Genomic DNA, 17,300 nt, shown 5'->3' with positions numbered 1-17,300 from the left:
CCACCCGCTACTGTCGCTGGAATGTTGCGTGATATCCGCGATCTCACCGACGATCCTGAGGCGTACGCCGCTGAGCTGCGCAGGCGCTGGGGCGGCCTGTTGAGTTACCGCTACCTGGGGCGCTCGTACTCGTCGATGGACCTGGGGCCGGCCGACGACACGGTGACGCTGCGGCGCGACATGCGCAATCCGGCGGGCGGATTACGGCTTGCGGTGCTGGGCATCTCCTCGCCGGACAGCGGTGGCGTGAGCGATCTGGAAGCCGTACCCAACCCGGTGATCCACTCCTGCCAGGTCCTGGATCCGGCAGTGGATGTGGCCCGTATCCGGGTGGACACCGAGGTGCTCAAGCAAGGCAGACAACTGGCGTACAGCCGGTCGGTGATCGTCGACGCCGACAACCCGGACCGGATCATCGCGCTGACCGAGGGGCAGGGCATCTCCATCGGTACGCCGCCGGAGGGCCTGGAGAAGATGCCCTTGGACCCGATCCACGTCGTCGACGGTCCCGATCTGCCGCCGCTGTGGCAGGTGTTCGGCGGCAGCAAGCGCGACACCGGGCACTGGGCACTTCCGGAGCTCGCGGTCGAGGTCGCCTCACCGGACGCCGCGCTGCACATCGGCCCACAGTTCGTGATCCTCGAGACGGCCGCTGCAGAAGCAGCCGCCAGTGCCGAGAAAACTGATGCGTTGCAAGGACTTTCGTCGCACGTGATGTTCCTGGCCCGCGGTAAGACCGGCCCGTTCCGGGTGGACACCCAGGTGTTGCCCGGCGCGGCCGGCACCGTTGCGGTGCGGGCCACCCTGCACGACGAGGGTGCCGGCGGCAAGGCGGTCACCGCCGCGTCATACGTCTTCGGGAGGATCCGATGAGCGACCCCGTTCTGCTGCTCGACGGCGCCAGCATGTGGTTCCGGTCGTACTTCGGCGTGCCGTCGTCGATCAAGGCGCCCGACGGCCGGCCGGTGAACGCGGTGCGCGGTTTCCTGGACTCGATCGCCACGCTGGTCACCCGGGAGCGTCCACGCCGGCTCGTGGTGTGCCGTGACGACGACTGGCGGCCGCAGTGGCGCGTCGATCTGGTGCCGTCGTACAAGGCGCACCGGGTCGAGCAACCGCAGCCCGACGGCACGCCCGATGTCGAAGAGGTTCCCGACGACCTCACGCCACAGGTCGACATGATCATGGAACTGCTGGACGCGTTCGGCATCGCCACGGCGGGGGCACCGGGGTTCGAGGCCGACGATGTGCTCGGCACGCTGGCGACGCAGGAACAACACGATCCGGTCGTGGTGGTCAGCGGTGATCGTGACCTGTTGCAGCTGGTGCGCGACGAGCCGGCTCCCGCCGTCCGCGTGCTCTACATCGGCCGGGGATTGGCCAAGGCAACGAAGTTCGGGCCAGAGGAAGTCGCCGAGCAGTACGGGGTGCCCATCGACCGGGCGGGGCCGGCATACGCGGAGCTGGCACTGCTGCGGGGTGACCCGTCCGACGGGCTTCCCGGTGTCGCAGGCATCGGCGAGAAGACGGCCGCGACGCTCCTGGCCCGGCACGGCTCGCTGGAGGGTATCCAGGCGGCCGCCGAGGATCCGAAATCCTCACTGACAAAAGCACATCGGGCCAAGCTGCTGGCCGCCGCCGACTACATGGCCGCAGCCGAGCCGGTGGTCCGGGTCGCCGTCGACGCTCCGGTGCGCCTGTCCACCGCGAGCGACACATTGCCGCTGGCCGCGGGCAACCCGGCCAGGGTCGCCGAGCTGGCCGCGGCGTACGGGGTGACGTCGTCGATCAGCCGGTTGCAGACGGCGCTCGACCGCCTGCCCGGCTGAGGAAACCTGAGGCCGCACTTACCACAACAGGGTCGTCCGCGCGGCAGCGCGGCGACCCTGTTGTGGAAAACGGCAGCGGGTAAGGACTACTTCGGCCGACCGACCTCGTAGGTGCCCTTGTCGTCCTTGAAAGTCACTGTCACCTTGCGCTTGGTGCCGTCGATGGTGACCTCGCAGTCGAAGCTCGAATCCTTCTTGACCGTCGGGTTCTCACCGTTGTTGCACTTGACGCCGGTGACCTTGGTGGCGCCGTAGCCGTTGGTCTTGTCGGTGAGGATCTGCTCGACGCCACTCTGGGCCTTGTCGATGTCGAGCTTGGTCGTCATCGCCCATCCGGGCAGCCAGAACGCGGTAACCGCGAGGATGGCCAGCAGCAGGGCCACCAGGCCACCGACGATGACACCGATGGTCGCCACCGAACGCTTGGAGCCCGCGTCGGCGCCGGGCATGCCGTATTGCCCGTACTGCCCCGGGGCGCCGTACTGTCCGGGAACGCCGTACTGCCCCGGCTGACCGAACTGCGGGGGCTGGCCGGGCTGCCCGTACTGGGGCTGCTGACCGTAGCCGGGCACCTGCCCGTACTGCGGCGGCTGGCCGCCGGGGTAGGCAGGCTGGCCGTACTGCTCGGGCCCAGGGTACTGCGGCTGTTGCGGCTGCGAGTAATCCGGCTGCTGGCCGCCTTGGGCAGGCGGCTGGTACGACGGGTACTGCTGCGGCGTGTATGCCGGCGGCTGCCAGGCCGGAGCGTGAGTGCTGGGGTCCTCGGAAGCGGGGGTGGGCGGCTGCCATGCCTCGGCACCCTGCGCCTGCTCCCCCCCGGGCTCAGGCTGCTGACCGGACCACTGCTGTCCCTGGTCAGATCCCTGCGGTCCGCTCATGGTTCTCCTTGATCCTGTTCGGTAGCGCCTGCCACACACTACCCCGCATCAACAGCAACAACACCGCGCCGAACGTCGTTGACAGCGCGTTTCGCGCTATTGCGCAGGGCAGTTGCCGGTGCGGCATTGCGCACCTGGTCGAGCAAGTCGAGCACCTGGCGGCACCACCGCACGAAATCTCCGGCCGACAACCCTGAGCCGTTCACGTCGGAGGCGGCCAGCGCGGCGGCCAGATCACCCGTGGTGGCCCACCGGTAGACAGCGGTGACGAAACCTTCGTCGGGTTCACGGCTGGGAGCCAACCGGTGACGCTGCTCGTCGCTGCGCAGATCCGCCGACACCCGCCGGGTCTTGCCCAGCGCGCGGCGCAGGCCCTCGGTGGGGATGTCGACTCCCAGGACGCCGCCCGCGCTGTCCCCGCGCGATTCGAACAGCACGGCCGAGAGCACGCCGGCCAGTTCTGCGGGCTGCAGACCGTCCCACAGTCCGGCGCGCAGACATTCGGCCACGAGCAGATCGCTCTCGCTGTAGATACGGGCCAGCAGGCGACCGGCATCGGTGACGCGGGGTTCACCCGAGCCGGCCTCGATGAAGCCGCGTTCACTGAGCAGGGCCACGATCCTGTCGAAGGTGCGTGCCAGCGAGTTGGTCGCCGCATTCACCTTCTGCTGGATCTGGGCATTGTCCCGTTCGATGCGCAGATAGCGTTCGGCGATCCGGGCCTGGGCCTCACGGCCCGGCAGTTGGTGCGCCGGGTGATGCCGCATTTCCTCACGCAGCCCGGCAAGTTCGGGATCGACATCCCGTTCGGGGGCGGCGTCGCCACGGCTCGAGCGCTTCGAGGGCACCGACAGATCTGCTGCCGCCGACCGCAACGCCGACGCCAGGTCCCGACGCACCCGTGGCTGCCGGTGTTCGACCCGCTTGGGCAGCGTCATCGCACCCAGCGGTACCGACGCACCCGAATAGTCGGCCGACGAAATGCGGCCGGCCCACCGGTGTTCGGTGAGAACCAGCGGACGCGGGTCGTCGCTGTCACGTTCGGCGGGCTCCAGCACCACCGCCAGTCCGCCGCGACGACCGTGGGTGATGGTGATGATGTCGCCGCGTCGCAACGCGGCCAGCGCGTCGGTGGCGGCGCGGCGGCGTTGCAGCCGCGACGCCCGGGACTGCGCACGCTCGCGTTCACCGATCTTGGTCCGCAATCGGACGTAATCGAGGATCGGTGCGTCTTTGCCGCCCAGTTCGGCCGCCAACTCGCCCATCATCCGCTCGCCGCGCGCGATCCCGCGCACCAACCCGACCACCGACCGGTCCGCCTGGTACTGGGCGAAGGAGCGCTCCAGCAGTTTGTGGGCCTGTTCGGGCCCCATCTGCTGTACCAGGTTGATGGTCATGTTGTAGCTCGGCGCGAACGAGCTGCGCAGCGGGAAGGTCCGGGTCGAGGCCAGCCCGGCGACCTCGGCGGGTTCGGCATTGCTGTCGTCGGGCCGCCACAGCACCACGGCATGGCCTTCGACGTCGATGCCACGGCGTCCGGCCCGTCCGGTCAGCTGGGTGTACTCCCCCGGCGTCAACGGAACGTGCTGCTCACCGTTGAATTTCACCAGCCGCTCCAGCACCACGGTGCGCGCGGGCATGTTGATGCCCAGCGCCAAGGTCTCGGTGGCGAACACCGCCTTGACCAGGCCCGCGGTGAACAGCTCCTCCACGGTGTGCCGGAACACGGGCAACATGCCTGCGTGGTGGGCAGCGAGCCCGCGCAGCAGGCCTTCGCGCCATTGGTGGTAATCCAGCACGATCAGGTCGGATTCGGCAAGGTCGGCACAGCGCCGGTCGATGATCTCCGCGATCCGGGCGCGCTCCTCGTCGGTGGTCAGCCGCAGCGGCGCACGGAGGCACTGCTGGACGGCCGCGTCGCATCCGGCCCGCGAGAACACGAAGGTGATGGCGGGTAGCAGACCCGCAGCATCCAGGGTGGCGATGACGTCGGGCCTGCTGGGCGGCCGGTACAGCTGCGGACGACCTCCTCCGCGCCCACGCCCCCGTGGTTGCCAGTCGGCGAGCCGGTCGGCCTCACGCCGATGGCTGATGTGGCGCAACAGGTCCGGGTCCACGAGCGCGCTGTTGGTGCCCTCGAACAGATCGAACAACCGACGGCCGACGAGCATGTGCTGGGACAGCGGGACGGGGCGGTGTTCGTCGACGACGACGGTGGTGTCGCCGCGGACGGTCTGAATCCAGCCGCCGAACTCCTCGGCATTGCTGACCGTGGCGGACAGGCTGACCAGCAGCACGTCCTCGGGCAGGTGCAGGATCACCTCCTCCCACACCGCGCCGCGCATCCGGTCGGCCAGGAAGTGCACCTCGTCCATCACCACATACGAAAGCCCGTGCAGTGCAGGTGAATTCGCATACAGCATGTTGCGCAGCACTTCGGTGGTCATCACCACGATGTCGGCGTCACCGTTGATGGACTGGTCGCCGGTGAGCAGTCCGATCTTGTCCGCGCCGTACCGAGCCACCAGATCGTTGTGTTTCTGGTTGCTGAGCGCCTTGATCGGTGTGGTGTAGAAGCACTTGCCGCCGGCGGCCAGCGCCAGGTGCACGGCGAACTCGCCGACCACGGTCTTGCCCGCCCCGGTGGGTGCACACACCAGTACGCCGTGGCCGCTTTCCAGCGCCCGGCAGGAACGCAGCTGGAAGTCGTCGAGCGCGAAGGGATATTCGGCGGTGAACTTGGTCAGTTCACCACCGTTCTGGCCACCGGACTCAGGTGGCATCGTCGTCGATGTCGATCCGCCCCGACCCGGCAACCGGGGCCGGCCGCTCGACCGGCTCCACCGTCGGGATCGGCGCGGCCTCGTCCTCGGGTACCTCGAGGGCCTCCCGCCGGGCCTTGCGCTTGTCGTTGAACCTCGCGATCTGGATGGCCAGCTCCAACAGCAGGCTCAGCGTGCAGGCCAGCGCCAGCATCGTGAACGGGTCCGAACCCGGAGTGGCGAACGCCGCGAACACGAACAACCCGAAGATCAAACCGCGACGCCAGGCCTTGAGCCGCTCGTAGCTGAGCACCCCCACCAGGTTGAGCATGATGATCAGCAGCGGGAACTCGAAGCTGATGCCGAACACCAGCAGCAGGTTGATGAGGAAGCCGAAGTACTGCTCGCCGGACAGCGCGGTGACCTGTACGTCACTGCCGACGGTCAGCAGGAAGCCGAGGGCCGTGGCCAGCACCACGTAGGCCAGCACCGCCCCGGCGATGAACAGTGCGGCACCGAAGCCGACGAACGCCATGGCGAAGCGGCGTTCCTTCTTGTACAGGCCGGGGGTGATGAACGCCCACAGCTGGTACAGCCACACCGGGCATGCCATCACCAGCCCAGCTGCCAGCGCCACCTTGAGGCGCAGCATGAACTGGTCGAAGGGGCCGGTCGCCAGCAGCCGGCACTCGCCGTCGGGCGCGATCGTCGCGCGGGCCGAAGCGGGCAGCGAACAGTAGGGTCCGCGCAACCACTCACCCAGGCTGTGCACACCGAGGAAACCGTGGGTGTACCAGAGGAACCCGAAGATGGTGGTGACCAGGACTGCGGCGACCGCGATCAGCAGACGCGTACGCAGCTCGTGGAGGTGGTCGACCAACGACATGGTGCCGTCGGGGTTGACCCGCGAGCGGCGACGGCGGGGATCGAGCTTCTTGATGAATCCGGAGGTCACGGGCGTGTTCTAGCGGCCTGGTCGTAGACGCGACGCGTCATCGCGGAGCGATGACGCGATCGGGGTCGGACCGGTCAGGCCGTGTGGCGGTCCGGCGACTGCTCGGGGGCAGGAGCCTCGACCCGCTCGGAGGCAATCGGCTTGGCCGGCGGGGTCTCCGCGGAGGGGGCCGCAGAATCCGACTGCATCTCCTTGATCTCGGACTTGAAGATCCGCATCGACTTACCGAGCGACCGTGCCGCGTCCGGCAGCTTCTTGGCGCCGAAAAGCAGCACGAACACCGCGATGACAATGATCCAGTGCCAGGGTTGTAGACCACCCAATTTGGTTACCTCCAGACGTCCGTGCCGAGTCTACCCGCGTGTGTCGCCGGCGTCGTAGGCATGCGGTTCGACTGTGTCGTACACACGCAGCGCCTCTCCCGCCGACTCCTGTACCCGCTGCGCCAACCCCTCTGGGGCCAACACCCGCACTGCCGAACCGAACCCGAGCAGGAAGCGCGCCATCCACTCCTGGGACGCGTAGGTCATCACCGCCTCGCACGCCCCGTCGGGCAACTCGCTGACCACGCGCAGTGGGTAGTAGTCGAACATCCACGACGCGGAGTGGTCGATCAGCAAGGTGGCCGACGGCAACGACGGGTCAGCGGTGTCGGGATCGAACAGTGAGGTGTCGGTGCCGGCCTGCACCGCCGGTGACGGCGGGGCCGAGGGATCGTCGAGCAGTTCTGCGGCGACGATCCGGTCGAACCGGAACATCCGTACCGCCTCGGCGGTGCGGCACCACGCCTCCAGGTAGCTGTTGTCACCGATCAGTACCACCCTGATCGGGTCGACACTGCGCGTCGTGAGGGAGTCTCGCGACGCCGAGTAGTACTCCAGGGTCAGCGCGCGGGCGTCCCGCACGGCCGCCCTGACCGCTGCGGCCACACCGGGCTCCTGAGACGCCGCTTCCTCGGGACCGGATTCTTCGAGGGCCGCACGTTGGGTGCCTGCCGCGGATTCGATCTTGGCGATGGCGCTGCGCGCAGCCTCCGGGTCCACCATCCCGGGTACGTCGACCAGCGACCGCAGCGCCACCAGGATGCCGGTGGCTTCCGTGGACGTCAGGCGCAGCGGGCGGTCGACGCCGGCGCTGAACGTGACTTCGACTGTGTCCCCTTCGAAGTCGAAGTCGATGAGGTCACCGGGGCTGTAACCGGGCAGTCCGCACATCCAGAGCTGCTCGAGATCGGAATCCAGCTGTTTGCGGGTGACCCCCAGGGTTGCCGCGGCCTCGTCACGCGTGACCTTCGGATTCGCCTGGAAGTACGGAACCATGTTCAGCAGCCGGACCAGCCGGGTCGACACCTGACTGCTCATGCCGTGCCCGCCTGCGCCCGCAGCCGGCTCACCACGTCCTCGCGCAGCGAGCGGGGTTCCAGCGCGACGGCGTCGGCGCCGTGGCCGGCGATCTCCCGGGCCAGCCGGTCGAACATTCCGATGTCGACGGTGATCTCCTCCCCCGCGCGCCCGCCCAGCGTGCGCGGCACGGTCTCGATGGCCTGACGGCGCAACGCAGTGGCGCGTCCCCCGGCGATCCATACCCTGGCCTGTTCGCCGGTCGGCAGTTCCGCCACCGCGCGGGCGACGATCTCCCGCAGATTCACACCGTCGGGCTTGGCCACCGCACCGGCAGGCCCGACGGCACTCACGTCGGCGTCGATGCGCGACAACCGGAAGGTACGCGTGTCGTCGCGGTCGCGATCATGTCCGACCAGGTACCACCGGCCGCGGTGGGTGACGACGCCCCAGGGTTCGACGTTGCGGCTGGTGTATTCGGCATTACGTGAGGCGCGGTGCCGGAACCGCACGGCGTGCCCGGAATCGATCGCGGAGAGCAGGATCCGCAACACCTCTTCGGAGCCGCGCAGGCCGGGCAGAGTCGCCGTCGACGCGATGGCCACACCGGCCCCGTCGGCGTCGACGTCGACGCCCGCGGCGCGCAGCTTCAGCAGCGCACCCTGCGTCGCGGTGACCAGTTCCGGGGACTCCCACAGCTGGGTGGCCACCGCCACCGCCGCGGCCTCCTCGGCACTGAGCTGCACCGGCGGCAGCGCGTAGGAGTCCCGGTTGATCCGGTAGCCCTCGGTCGGATCGAACTTCGACACCCGGCCCGTCTCCAACGGGATGCCGAGGTCGCGCAACTCGTTCTTGTCGCGCTCGAACATCCGGGAGAACGCTTCGTCACTGGGACTGTCGGCGTATCCGGCCACGCTGGCGCGGATCTTGTCGGCAGGCAGGAACGACCGGGTGGACAGCAGGGCGATGACGAGGTTCATCAACCGCTCGACTTTGGATACCGCCACGAGATGAAAGCTTAGGGCCTGCGCATGGCGGATCCCGTCAGCGACGGCCGGGCGGGGCGGGCGGCGGCACCTGAAAAGGTGCACCGGCCGATGCGCCACGAATGCGATGCTGGACCAGCGGCGTGATCACCTGACGCCCTTGATGCCCGGGAGGACTGCGTGCGCAGATTCGTTCGCGGCATGACAGCGTCGGCTGTGCTTCTCGGCGCGGTCGCGTGCACCCGTGTCTCCGGCGGAATGCCCGTCGCCGCCCCGGATGCGTTCCCCGACCTCTCGGGCTATCCGGTCGCCGGGAACATCTACGGAACCGAGAACACCCGGCAGTACTTCAGCGGCAACACCTTCACGACACCCGACGGTCAGCGGTGCTCCATCAATACCCGCGACTACTTGCACCGGCTCTGGTGTTGGGGACCGCGGCCGGACCGGGGCGGGTACTGGGACACATCGTTCGGTCCCGACACCCCGGCGACGATGACGCCCGCCGAGCCGCCGGCGCCCGACTGGAATCCGCGACCCGGCGAGTTCCTCGAGCTGCCCCCGGCGCACAAGATCAATCTTCAGGCGGGCATGGTGTGCGCGGTCGGCGCCGACCCGGCGGTGGGGATGTTCGCGTGCCGCGCGGGTGAGCACGGCTTCGTCTTCACTCGGGCCGCCACCCGCCTGTTCTGAATCCGAGCCGGCTACATGCTGGCGATCAGGCGCTTGACTCGCTCGTCGACCGACCGGAACGGGTCCTTGCAGAGCACGGTGCGCTGAGCCTGGTCGTTGAGCTTGAGGTGCACCCAGTCGACGGTGAAATCGCGCCCGGCTTCCTGTGCGGCGCTGATGAACTCGCCGCGCAGCTTGGCCCGGGTGGTCTGCGGCGGGGTGTTGACCGCGGCGTCGATCTCCTCGTCGGTGGTGATCCGGGAGGCCAGACCCTTGCGCTGCAACAGGTCGAACACCCCACGACCGCGCTTGATGTCGTGGTAGGCGAGGTCGAGCTGGCTGATCTTCGGGTCGGACAGCTCCATGTTGTAGCGGTCCTGGTAGCGCTGGAACAGCTTGCGCTTGATCACCCAGTCGATCTCGGTGTCGACCTTCGCGAAATCCTGGCTCTCGACCGCATCGAGCTGGCGGCCCCACAGATCGACCACCTGCTCGATCTGGGTGCTCGGCTCGCGGGTCTGCAGGTATTCCACGGCCCGGCTGTAGTACTCGCGCTGGATGTCCAGGGCACTGGCCTGCCGCCCGCCGGCCAACCGGACCGGACGCCGCCCGGTCAGGTCATGGCTGACCTCGCGGATGGCGCGGATCGGGTTGTCCAGGGAGAAGTCCCGGAACGGGACACCGGCCTCGATCATCTCCAGCACCAGCGAGGCGGTGCCCACCTTGAGCATGGTGGTGGACTCGCACATGTTGGAGTCGCCGACGATGACGTGCAGGCGCCGGTACTTCTCGGCGTCGGCATGCGGCTCGTCGCGGGTGTTGATGATCGGACGTGACCGCGTCGTCGCGCTGGAGACGCCCTCCCAGATGTGCTCGGCGCGCTGGCTCAGGCAGAAGGTGGCGGCCTTCGGCGTCTGCAACACCTTGCCCGCGCCACAGATGAGCTGGCGGGTGACCAGGAACGGCAGCAGCACGTCGGAGATCCGGGAGAACTCACCGGCCCGCACGATCAGGTAGTTCTCGTGGCAGCCGTAGGAGTTGCCCGCCGAGTCCGTGTTGTTCTTGAACAGGTAGATGTCGCCGCCGATGCCCTCGTCGGCCAGCCGCTGCTCGGCATCGATGAGCAGGTCCTCCAGAACGCGCTCACCGGCGCGGTCGTGGGTGACCAGCTGGGTCAGGTTGTCGCACTCGGCGGTCGCGTACTCGGGGTGGCTGCCCACGTCGAGGTACAACCGGGCGCCATTACGAAGGAACACGTTGGAACTGCGGCCCCACGACACGACCCGCCGGAACAGATAGCGGGCAACCTCGTCGGGGCTGAGCCGGCGATGGCCATGGAAGGTGCAGGTCACACCGAATTCCGTCTCGATGCCCATGATTCGTCGCTGCACGCTAACGAGCTTACGGGGTGGTTCACCGCAACGGGTGGACAAGCGCGCGCTGACGGGGCGGCAAAATTTGGATATCACGACGGCCACGGCCGCCGGCGGAGCACCGCGGGCCCGATCACGTCGACCCGGCTATCCGCCGGCGGCGGAGGCGGTAGGCCCTTCGCCGACGGACGCCAGCGAGCCGTCGGGCAGCCCGAGGATGCGTTCGATCGCCTGCAGGTAGGCGCCGAGCACACGTTGCGCGCGGGGTCCGCTGATGTCGATCCCCCGTGTTCCGTCCTGCTCGATCGCGACGGCGAAGGCATCGGCGAGCGCGGCATCGAGGCTCGCGATGAACATCGCGGCCTCGTGCGGGAACCCGGTGTCGAACACGCCTTCGTCGCAGCCCTGCCCGATGACGGATTCGAGTAGGGGCACCGAGGTGCGCATGGACTCCTTGGCCAGCTTCTGACGGAACAGCGCATTCTCGTCGCGCCACAGGATCATCAGGGTCGCCACGGCGGCCGGGTTGTCGGCCTTCCATGCGGCCGATGCACCGAAATAGGCGTGGAGCTTGGCGATCGCATCGAGGTTGTCGTCGGCGATGACGGCCCGCAACGGCAGTGCGGCGCTTTCCGTCATCGCATCGACGACTCCCTCCAGCAGCGCCTGTTTCGAGCCGAAGTAGTGGTACAGCGCCCCTTTGGACATCTGCATCTTGGCCAGCACGTCCTCGATGGTCATCCGCTCATAGCCCTTGTCCAGGATGAGCTGCAGGGCGGCGTCGACAATCTCCCGACGCCGGGCTGCGTAATCCTCCGGTTTGACCCGACGGGCCACGGACACCTCCCGTTGACGATTACTCGGGTGCGAGCCTAACCTAAAAATAGACCGTCCGTCGGTTTATTGATTGGAGCCCCGATGACGCAGGCCACCCCCGAAGCTCGACACCGCACCCGGGCCTTCGCCCGCGTCCTGGGCCCGTTTGTCGCGGCCGCCACGGTGATCATCGCGATTCGTCTGCCCGACCTCACCGGATTGCTCGGCGGACTGTTCGACAACCCGGTCCTGCCCTGGATCCTCGGTGCGGCGATGTTGATGATGGGCCTGATCGTGATCGCGTTCCACCAGTACTGGTACAGCGTGACGGCGGCGCTCATCTCTGCCTTCGGCTGGTTCGTGGCGCTGCGCGGACTGGCGATGATGGCCATCCCGTCGGCCATCGACTCCGGGGCGACCGCGACGGTCACCAGCCCGGGTCCGATGCTGGCAGCCCGGATCTTCTTCCTGCTGCTGACCGCGATGGGCTTGTGGCTGACCTATGTCGGCTGGCGTCGCGAGCAGACGACCGTCACCGCCTGAGCGCGCCGCCGCGGCAACCCGGTCAGCCGCGGGCCAAGATCGCCAGCAGCAGTTCGGCCCGCACCCGGGCCACCCCGAGATCACAACCCAACAGCGCCTCGGCAATCTCGATCCGCTTGCGCATCGTGTGCCGATGCACGCCGATGGCGGCCGCCGCGGCCTCCCACTGGCCGTTGGCCTCCAAGAACGCCCGCAGCGCCGTCATCAGCCCGGTTCCGTGCTCGGCGTCATGGTCGGCCACCGGAGTCAGCACTGCCGCCCCGAGTGCGACCAACAACTCACGGCTGGGACCGGAGGACAACAGTGCGCTACCGGCCAACGCAGCGAATTCCAAAGGGCAACAGCCCCGTTCGGCCACCGATGCGGCCAGTCTGGCGTCATCGACAGCCTGCACCAACCGGCCCAGCGGCTGCGCCCCGCTGAGCCCGCAGCGGCTCGACTTGCGCACCGACCGGTCCAGCCCGCCCAGCAGACCAGCGGCGCCGTCGACCGTCACCGTGCCAGGCAGCAGCACTGTCAGCCGGTGATCGGCTCCATGTGCGAACACCGGATATCCGGCCGCCTCCACCTCCCGCACCACCGCCGCGATTGTTCGCCGCCGCTGGCTCGCCGAGCTCGCTTCGACATCGAACTCGATGACCAGTACGCGAATCCGGCCCTCGGCGTCGGCGACCGGCGCCAGCTGCGCATACACCGGATCCAGGTCGAGCCCGCCGGTCAACAGCAGTCCCAGGGCCTGCTCGTTGAGCAGCCGCTGCACCTCCTGCAATCGTGCCGGTTTCTCGAAATCCAAGGCCAGCAACGATGTTGCGTGCCCGAACAGCACCTGGTCGACCGGACTCAGCACGGTCGGGCTGACCACCGCGAGAACACCGTGCGACCGACCGCCGACCCGGATGTCCTGCTGGGCCACCGTGCTGCCGTCGGACAGCACCCGCACACCCGATGCGGCTCCCGGTTCGATCGAGTCGCGCACCAGGTTGACCGTCGTGACGCTGAGATTGCCCGGCTGCGATGCGATCACCGTCCCGGTCGGATCCAGCACCACCACGGCGGCTTTCAGCGCGCGGCCCAGTTCGGCCACGACCCCGCGCGGGCCGTCACTCACCACCGCCCGGGTGATCCTCGGCTGCGCCCGGGAAGCGCGGAGCACGGCGTCGTACTCGAGCGCGGCGATGCGCGAACCGACCCGCTGCACGACGGCCGCGAACGGAGTCCGGAGCGGCACCTCGATCAGCGCAAGCCCGAGTTCCTCGGCAACTGCCACCAATTCGTCCGGCACTGCCTCGAATGTCAGTCCGATGCCGAATCCGACTGCAGCGACACCACTTTCGGCCAGCATTTGGAGGTAGCGACGCCGACCCCGACGGCCGGCAGGCAGGCTGATCCCGGTGGTCAGCACCATCTCGCCACCGGAGAGCCATTCGGCGGCGTTGGCCAGTTCCGTCGTCAGCACCAGGTTCACCTCGCGCCCGACACCGGCCGACCCTGCCAGCAGACGCAGATGCAGATCCGACTGCTCGATCACCCACCGCACCGGAACCGCCACCAACAGAAATGTACAGAACGTCGAAAATCGGCACAAAGAATCTCCAGATTGTCGGATGATCTGCGGTGTGTTCAGCGACACACTGGGCCCGCCAGAGACCTGACGATTCCCAGAGAGATGGACGGTGCGTGATGCGAATGCGCGGAGGACCGGTCCGATGAGCACGCCACGAATTGCCGTCGCCTACATCGCCACACCGGGCGGTGACGACGCCGTCGCGGTCGGGGAACAGATCGCCCGCACCCTGGGCGCCGGTCTCGACCTGTGCACGGTGCTGCCCAGCGACCGTTCGGCGATCGCCCCCACTCCAGGCGATGTCCTGCACCGCGAGGCCGACGGCTGGCTGGCCGCGGCCGGGGCCGGGGTGCGCAACGACGTCACGGTGCGCACCCACCTGAGCTACGACGAGTCCAGCACCATGGGCCTGATCGCGGCGGCCGAGAACCTCGGCGCCGACGCGCTGGTGGTCGGCGGGGCGGGCGGCGGAATGGCCGGCCCCTTGTCTCTCGGCTCGGTGGTCAACGATCTGGTGCACGCCTCCCCGATACCGGTGGTGATCGCACCGCGCGGGGCCCGACTGCAGCGCAGCGAGCGGATTCGTGAGATCACCTGCGCCATCGGCACCCGGCCCGGAGCCACGCTTTTGCTCGACACCGCCTTGCGGTTCTGCCGGGCCACCGAAACGCCCCTTCGCCTGGTGTCGCTGGTCGCCGTGGATGACGCCCGCCGACTGGAAGCCGCCCAGCAGCACGCACAGCACGCGCTGGACCAAGCGAAGGACTTCTTGCCGGACGATGTTCCGGTCAGTTCGCGGGTGGCCACCGGCCCGACCGTCGAGGAGGCGGTCAACAAGCTGGGCTGGAAAGACGGCGACATGATCATGGTCGGTTCGAGTCGGCTGGCCCAGCCGCGCCGCTTGTTTCTCGGGTCGACTGCGGCGAAGATGCTGCGTGTTCTGCAAGTCCCGATGTTTGTGGTACCGAAAGACGAAGGGGCAGAGCATGTCTGAGCAGCTGGCCAGCGCAGAACTGGAGCAGGCCGAGCACGAGGAGGGCTTGGTCGCCAAAGGCCTGGCCGCGGGGCGCATCGGTACCTTCACCGGTGCGATCCTCGGCATCTCGACGGTGGCGCCGGGTTACACCCTGACCGCCAGCATCGGGCTCATCGTGGCGGCGGTCGGGCTCAAGATGCCGGCGATCCTGATCGCCGGCTTCATCCCGATGTTCCTGACCGCCTACGCCTACCGTGAACTGAACTCCCGGGCGCCCGACTGCGGCGCGTCGTTCACCTGGTCCACCAAGGCATTCGGGCCTTATGTCGGCTGGATGTGCGGGTGGGGCATGGTGATCGCCACCATCATCGTGCTGTCCAACCTGGCATCGATCGGCGTCCTGTTCGGCTACGAGTTCCTGGGCAAGGTTCTGCACAACGAAAGGCTCGCGATGCTCCCGGCCCACAATGTCGCGGTCAACATCGTTTCGACGGTCGCACTCCTCGCCATCGCCACCTTCGTCTCCTGCCGCGGCATCACCACCAGCGAGAAGGTGCAGTATGTGCTGGTCGGCTTCCAGATGATCGTGCTCATCACCTTCGCGGTGGTCGCCATTGCGCGATCCGGCGGCGTCGAGGGGCATCTGAGTTTCGACATCCAGTGGTTCGACCCTTTCACCGGGCTCACGATGAGTGCCTTCGTCATCGGGCTGATCGGATCGATCTTCGCCTTCTGGGGCTGGGACACCTGTCTGACGCTCGGTGAGGAGAGCAAAGATCCCACCAAGGTGCCCGGCCGGGCCGGGCTGTTGTGTGTGCTGTCGATCCTGCTGACCTACCTGCTGGTGGCGGTCGCGGTGATGATGTACGCCGGAATCGGTGACACCGGGCTGGGACTGGGCAACGAGGATATCGCGGAGAACGTGTTCGGGGCGCTGGCCTATCCTGTGCTCGGCGGCTGGGGTGGCCCGCTGCTGCTGCTGGCGGTGTTCGCCTCCTCGATCGCCAGCCTGCAGACGACCGTCCTGCCTGCCGCCCGCACCATGCTGGCGATGGGCGCCTACGGCGCCTTCCCCAAGCGGTTCGCCAGCGTCAACCCGCGGTCGCTGTCACCGGTGTTCAGCACCGTGGTCGCCGGTGTGGTCACCGCCTGCTTCTACACCATCGTGACCCTGCTTTCCGAGCGAACGCTGCTGGATACCATTGCCGCCCTTGGCATCATGATCTGCTGGTACTACGGCATCACCGCGTTCGCCTGCGTGTGGTTCTTCCGCAAGGAGCTGTTCCTCAGCCCGAGGAACATCGTCTACAAGCTGGTGTTCCCGGCAGTCGGCGGTGTCATGCTGCTGTCGGTGTTCGTCAAGTCGGTGCTGGTGAGCATGGACCCGGAGGCCAGCGGCAGCGGCGCGTCGATCGGCGGCATCGGCCTGGTCTTCTATCTCGGCTTCGGCATTCTGCTGTTCGGTGCCGTCCTGATGGCTGCCCTGCGTTTCGTCCAGCCGGCGTTCTTCCGGGGCGAAACCCTGACCATGGAGTCCGCGTGATTTGTGCACGATTTTCCGCGCCTGCCACGGAAAATCGTGCACAAATCACACTCGATGGAACCGAACCGCCGACGCCGACGTCCGATTCAATGTGCTCGATGACCACCTTCGCGATCACGATGGCGTAATCACCCGGGCACAGGCCTTGTCCGCGGGGCTCAGCGACGACACCATCAGCCGTCGCGTGCGTTCCGGCCACTGGCGGCGTTGCGCCCCCGGCGTGTTCTTTGTCGACGATCGTCCATTCACCGATGCGGCGCGGGTGCGCGGCGCGGTGTGGTCGTACGGCCCGGCTGCCGCGGCCAGCGGACTGGCCGCCGCATGGTGGCATGGCGTCACGCGTTACCCGCCGGACAGCGTCGAAGTCACCGTGCCCAAGGTGAGCAATCACCGCAAGCGTGACGGGATCCGGGTCCGGCGCCGCGATCTGCTCAGCTCCGACATCGTCGAACGCAACGGACTCCGCGTGACCGCACTTCCACTTTCGGTCATCGAAGCAGCGACCCGTCGCGGGGGTGGCGCCACGTTGATGGATGCGGCACTGCAGCGGCACGTCGAGCTGAGGCAACTGTGGGATGCGCACCTGCGCAACAAGGGTCGGCACGGGTCGCCGGCGGCCCGAATGCTGCTGCTGTCCGCGGCAGATGGCGCCCGCTCCGAAGCCGAGCGCCTGCTGCTGAAGCTGTTGCGTCGCAACAGGATCACCGGATGGAGGGCGAACCATCCAGTCGCGGGATACCAGGTCGACGTCGTCTTTCCGGCGGCGAAACTTGCCATCGAAGTCGACGGCTGGGCTTTTCACAGCAACGCTGACGACTTCAGAAACGACCGGAACCGGCAGAACGTCATCTCGTTGCACGGATATCAGATCTTGCGGTTCACCTGGCTCGATCTGACTGAATATCCCGATCGGGTGGTCACCGAGATACGGAATGCCTTACGACTTCGGCACGCTTCCTGAGTCTTTGTGCACGATTTTCCGCGTCTGCCGCGGAGAATCGTGCACAAATCACTGGGGGGTGGCATTCGACAAAGTGGCACCTCCGTGACGACGATGATCACC

Annotated in this window: 16 protein-coding genes; 7 read left to right on the top strand and 9 right to left on the bottom strand. The window is 67.7% G+C overall.

All coding sequences use genetic code 11. The features are described from left to right. Positions 1-21 precede the first annotated feature (21 nt). Together ACNQR1_RS16890 and ACNQR1_RS16885 are read left to right on the top strand one after the other, a co-directional pair. On the top strand, positions 22-873 hold the full coding sequence (locus tag ACNQR1_RS16890; protein WP_418047323.1) for a hypothetical protein: 852 nt from the start codon (positions 22-24) through the stop codon (positions 871-873). Further along, positions 870-1,829 (top strand): 5'-3' exonuclease, encoded by a 960-nt coding sequence (locus ACNQR1_RS16885; protein WP_418047322.1) that lies wholly within the window; start codon positions 870-872, stop codon positions 1,827-1,829. Before ACNQR1_RS16890 ends, ACNQR1_RS16885 begins: the two co-directional genes overlap by 4 nt. 86 nt (positions 1,830-1,915) lie before the next feature. On the opposite strand, the gene ACNQR1_RS16880 is transcribed toward ACNQR1_RS16885, so the two are convergent. The 6 genes from ACNQR1_RS16880 to ACNQR1_RS16855 all read right to left on the bottom strand — a co-directional run bounded on the left by ACNQR1_RS16880 (position 1,916) and on the right by ACNQR1_RS16855 (position 8,771). Next, positions 1,916-2,707: a DUF4333 domain-containing protein gene (locus ACNQR1_RS16880; RefSeq protein WP_418047321.1), complete on the bottom strand. Its 792-nt coding sequence runs from the start codon at positions 2,705-2,707 to the stop codon at positions 1,916-1,918. 38 nt (positions 2,708-2,745) lie between these two features. Continuing rightward, positions 2,746-5,490, bottom strand: coding sequence for a DEAD/DEAH box helicase (locus ACNQR1_RS16875; RefSeq protein WP_418047320.1), 2,745 nt, complete (start codon positions 5,488-5,490; stop codon positions 2,746-2,748). Next, on the bottom strand, positions 5,480-6,424 hold the full coding sequence (gene tatC / locus ACNQR1_RS16870) for a twin-arginine translocase subunit TatC (RefSeq protein ID WP_418047319.1): 945 nt from the start codon (positions 6,422-6,424) through the stop codon (positions 5,480-5,482). Before tatC ends, ACNQR1_RS16875 begins: the two co-directional genes overlap by 11 nt. Positions 6,425-6,498: 74 nt before the next feature. After that, the gene (tatA, locus tag ACNQR1_RS16865) at positions 6,499-6,747 is read right to left on the bottom strand and encodes a Sec-independent protein translocase subunit TatA (protein WP_418047318.1); all 249 of its coding nucleotides are present in this window, start codon (positions 6,745-6,747) and stop codon (positions 6,499-6,501) included. 30 nt (positions 6,748-6,777) lie between these two features. After that, the gene (locus tag ACNQR1_RS16860; RefSeq protein WP_418047317.1) at positions 6,778-7,785 is read right to left on the bottom strand and encodes a helix-turn-helix transcriptional regulator; all 1,008 of its coding nucleotides are present in this window, start codon (positions 7,783-7,785) and stop codon (positions 6,778-6,780) included. Next, positions 7,782-8,771 carry a helix-turn-helix transcriptional regulator gene (locus ACNQR1_RS16855; protein WP_418047316.1) on the bottom strand — a complete coding sequence of 330 codons (990 nt, stop codon included), beginning with the start codon at positions 8,769-8,771 and terminating at the stop codon, positions 7,782-7,784. Before ACNQR1_RS16855 ends, ACNQR1_RS16860 begins: the two co-directional genes overlap by 4 nt. Positions 8,772-8,951: 180 nt before the next feature. On the opposite strand from ACNQR1_RS16855, the gene ACNQR1_RS16850 reads away from it, so the two are divergent. Continuing rightward, complete coding sequence (locus tag ACNQR1_RS16850; RefSeq protein ID WP_418047315.1) at positions 8,952-9,443, top strand: hypothetical protein; 492 nt, start codon at positions 8,952-8,954, stop codon at positions 9,441-9,443. Between the two features lie 11 nt (positions 9,444-9,454). Here the strand turns inward: ACNQR1_RS16850 and pafA are convergent, their stop codons facing one another. Both pafA and ACNQR1_RS16840 read right to left on the bottom strand, forming a co-directional pair. Continuing rightward, positions 9,455-10,813, bottom strand: a complete 1,359-nt coding sequence (gene pafA / locus ACNQR1_RS16845; RefSeq protein ID WP_418047314.1) for a Pup--protein ligase — start codon at positions 10,811-10,813, stop codon at positions 9,455-9,457. Between the two features lie 129 nt (positions 10,814-10,942). Continuing rightward, positions 10,943-11,632, bottom strand: a complete 690-nt coding sequence (locus ACNQR1_RS16840) for a TetR/AcrR family transcriptional regulator (RefSeq protein WP_418047313.1) — start codon at positions 11,630-11,632, stop codon at positions 10,943-10,945. Positions 11,633-11,713: 81 nt separating this feature from the next. On the opposite strand from ACNQR1_RS16840, the gene ACNQR1_RS16835 reads away from it, so the two are divergent. Continuing rightward, on the top strand, positions 11,714-12,154 hold the full coding sequence (locus ACNQR1_RS16835) for a hypothetical protein (RefSeq protein WP_418047312.1): 441 nt from the start codon (positions 11,714-11,716) through the stop codon (positions 12,152-12,154). A gap of 22 nt (positions 12,155-12,176) precedes the next feature. On the opposite strand, the gene ACNQR1_RS16830 is transcribed toward ACNQR1_RS16835, so the two are convergent. Beyond that, positions 12,177-13,691 carry a PucR family transcriptional regulator gene (locus ACNQR1_RS16830; protein WP_418050399.1) on the bottom strand — a complete coding sequence of 505 codons (1,515 nt, stop codon included), beginning with the start codon at positions 13,689-13,691 and terminating at the stop codon, positions 12,177-12,179. 169 nt (positions 13,692-13,860) lie between these two features. On the opposite strand from ACNQR1_RS16830, the gene ACNQR1_RS16825 reads away from it, so the two are divergent. The 3 genes from ACNQR1_RS16825 to ACNQR1_RS16815 all read left to right on the top strand — a co-directional run bounded on the left by ACNQR1_RS16825 (position 13,861) and on the right by ACNQR1_RS16815 (position 17,198). After that, positions 13,861-14,712 carry a universal stress protein gene (locus tag ACNQR1_RS16825; protein ID WP_418047311.1) on the top strand — a complete coding sequence of 284 codons (852 nt, stop codon included), beginning with the start codon at positions 13,861-13,863 and terminating at the stop codon, positions 14,710-14,712. Further along, positions 14,705-16,237 carry an APC family permease gene (locus ACNQR1_RS16820; protein ID WP_418047310.1) on the top strand — a complete coding sequence of 511 codons (1,533 nt, stop codon included), beginning with the start codon at positions 14,705-14,707 and terminating at the stop codon, positions 16,235-16,237. Before ACNQR1_RS16825 ends, ACNQR1_RS16820 begins: the two co-directional genes overlap by 8 nt. 91 nt (positions 16,238-16,328) lie before the next feature. Then, positions 16,329-17,198, top strand: coding sequence for a DUF559 domain-containing protein (locus tag ACNQR1_RS16815; RefSeq protein ID WP_418047309.1), 870 nt, complete (start codon positions 16,329-16,331; stop codon positions 17,196-17,198). Positions 17,199-17,300: the final 102 nt, after the last annotated feature.

The sequence above is a fragment of the Mycobacterium sp. 48b genome (assembly GCF_048282725.1).
In the GTDB taxonomy this organism is placed as follows: Bacteria; Actinomycetota; Actinomycetes; order Mycobacteriales; family Mycobacteriaceae; genus Mycobacterium.
Note: the sequence above shows the minus strand (reverse complement) of the source record. Positions and strands in the feature narration are given on the sequence as shown.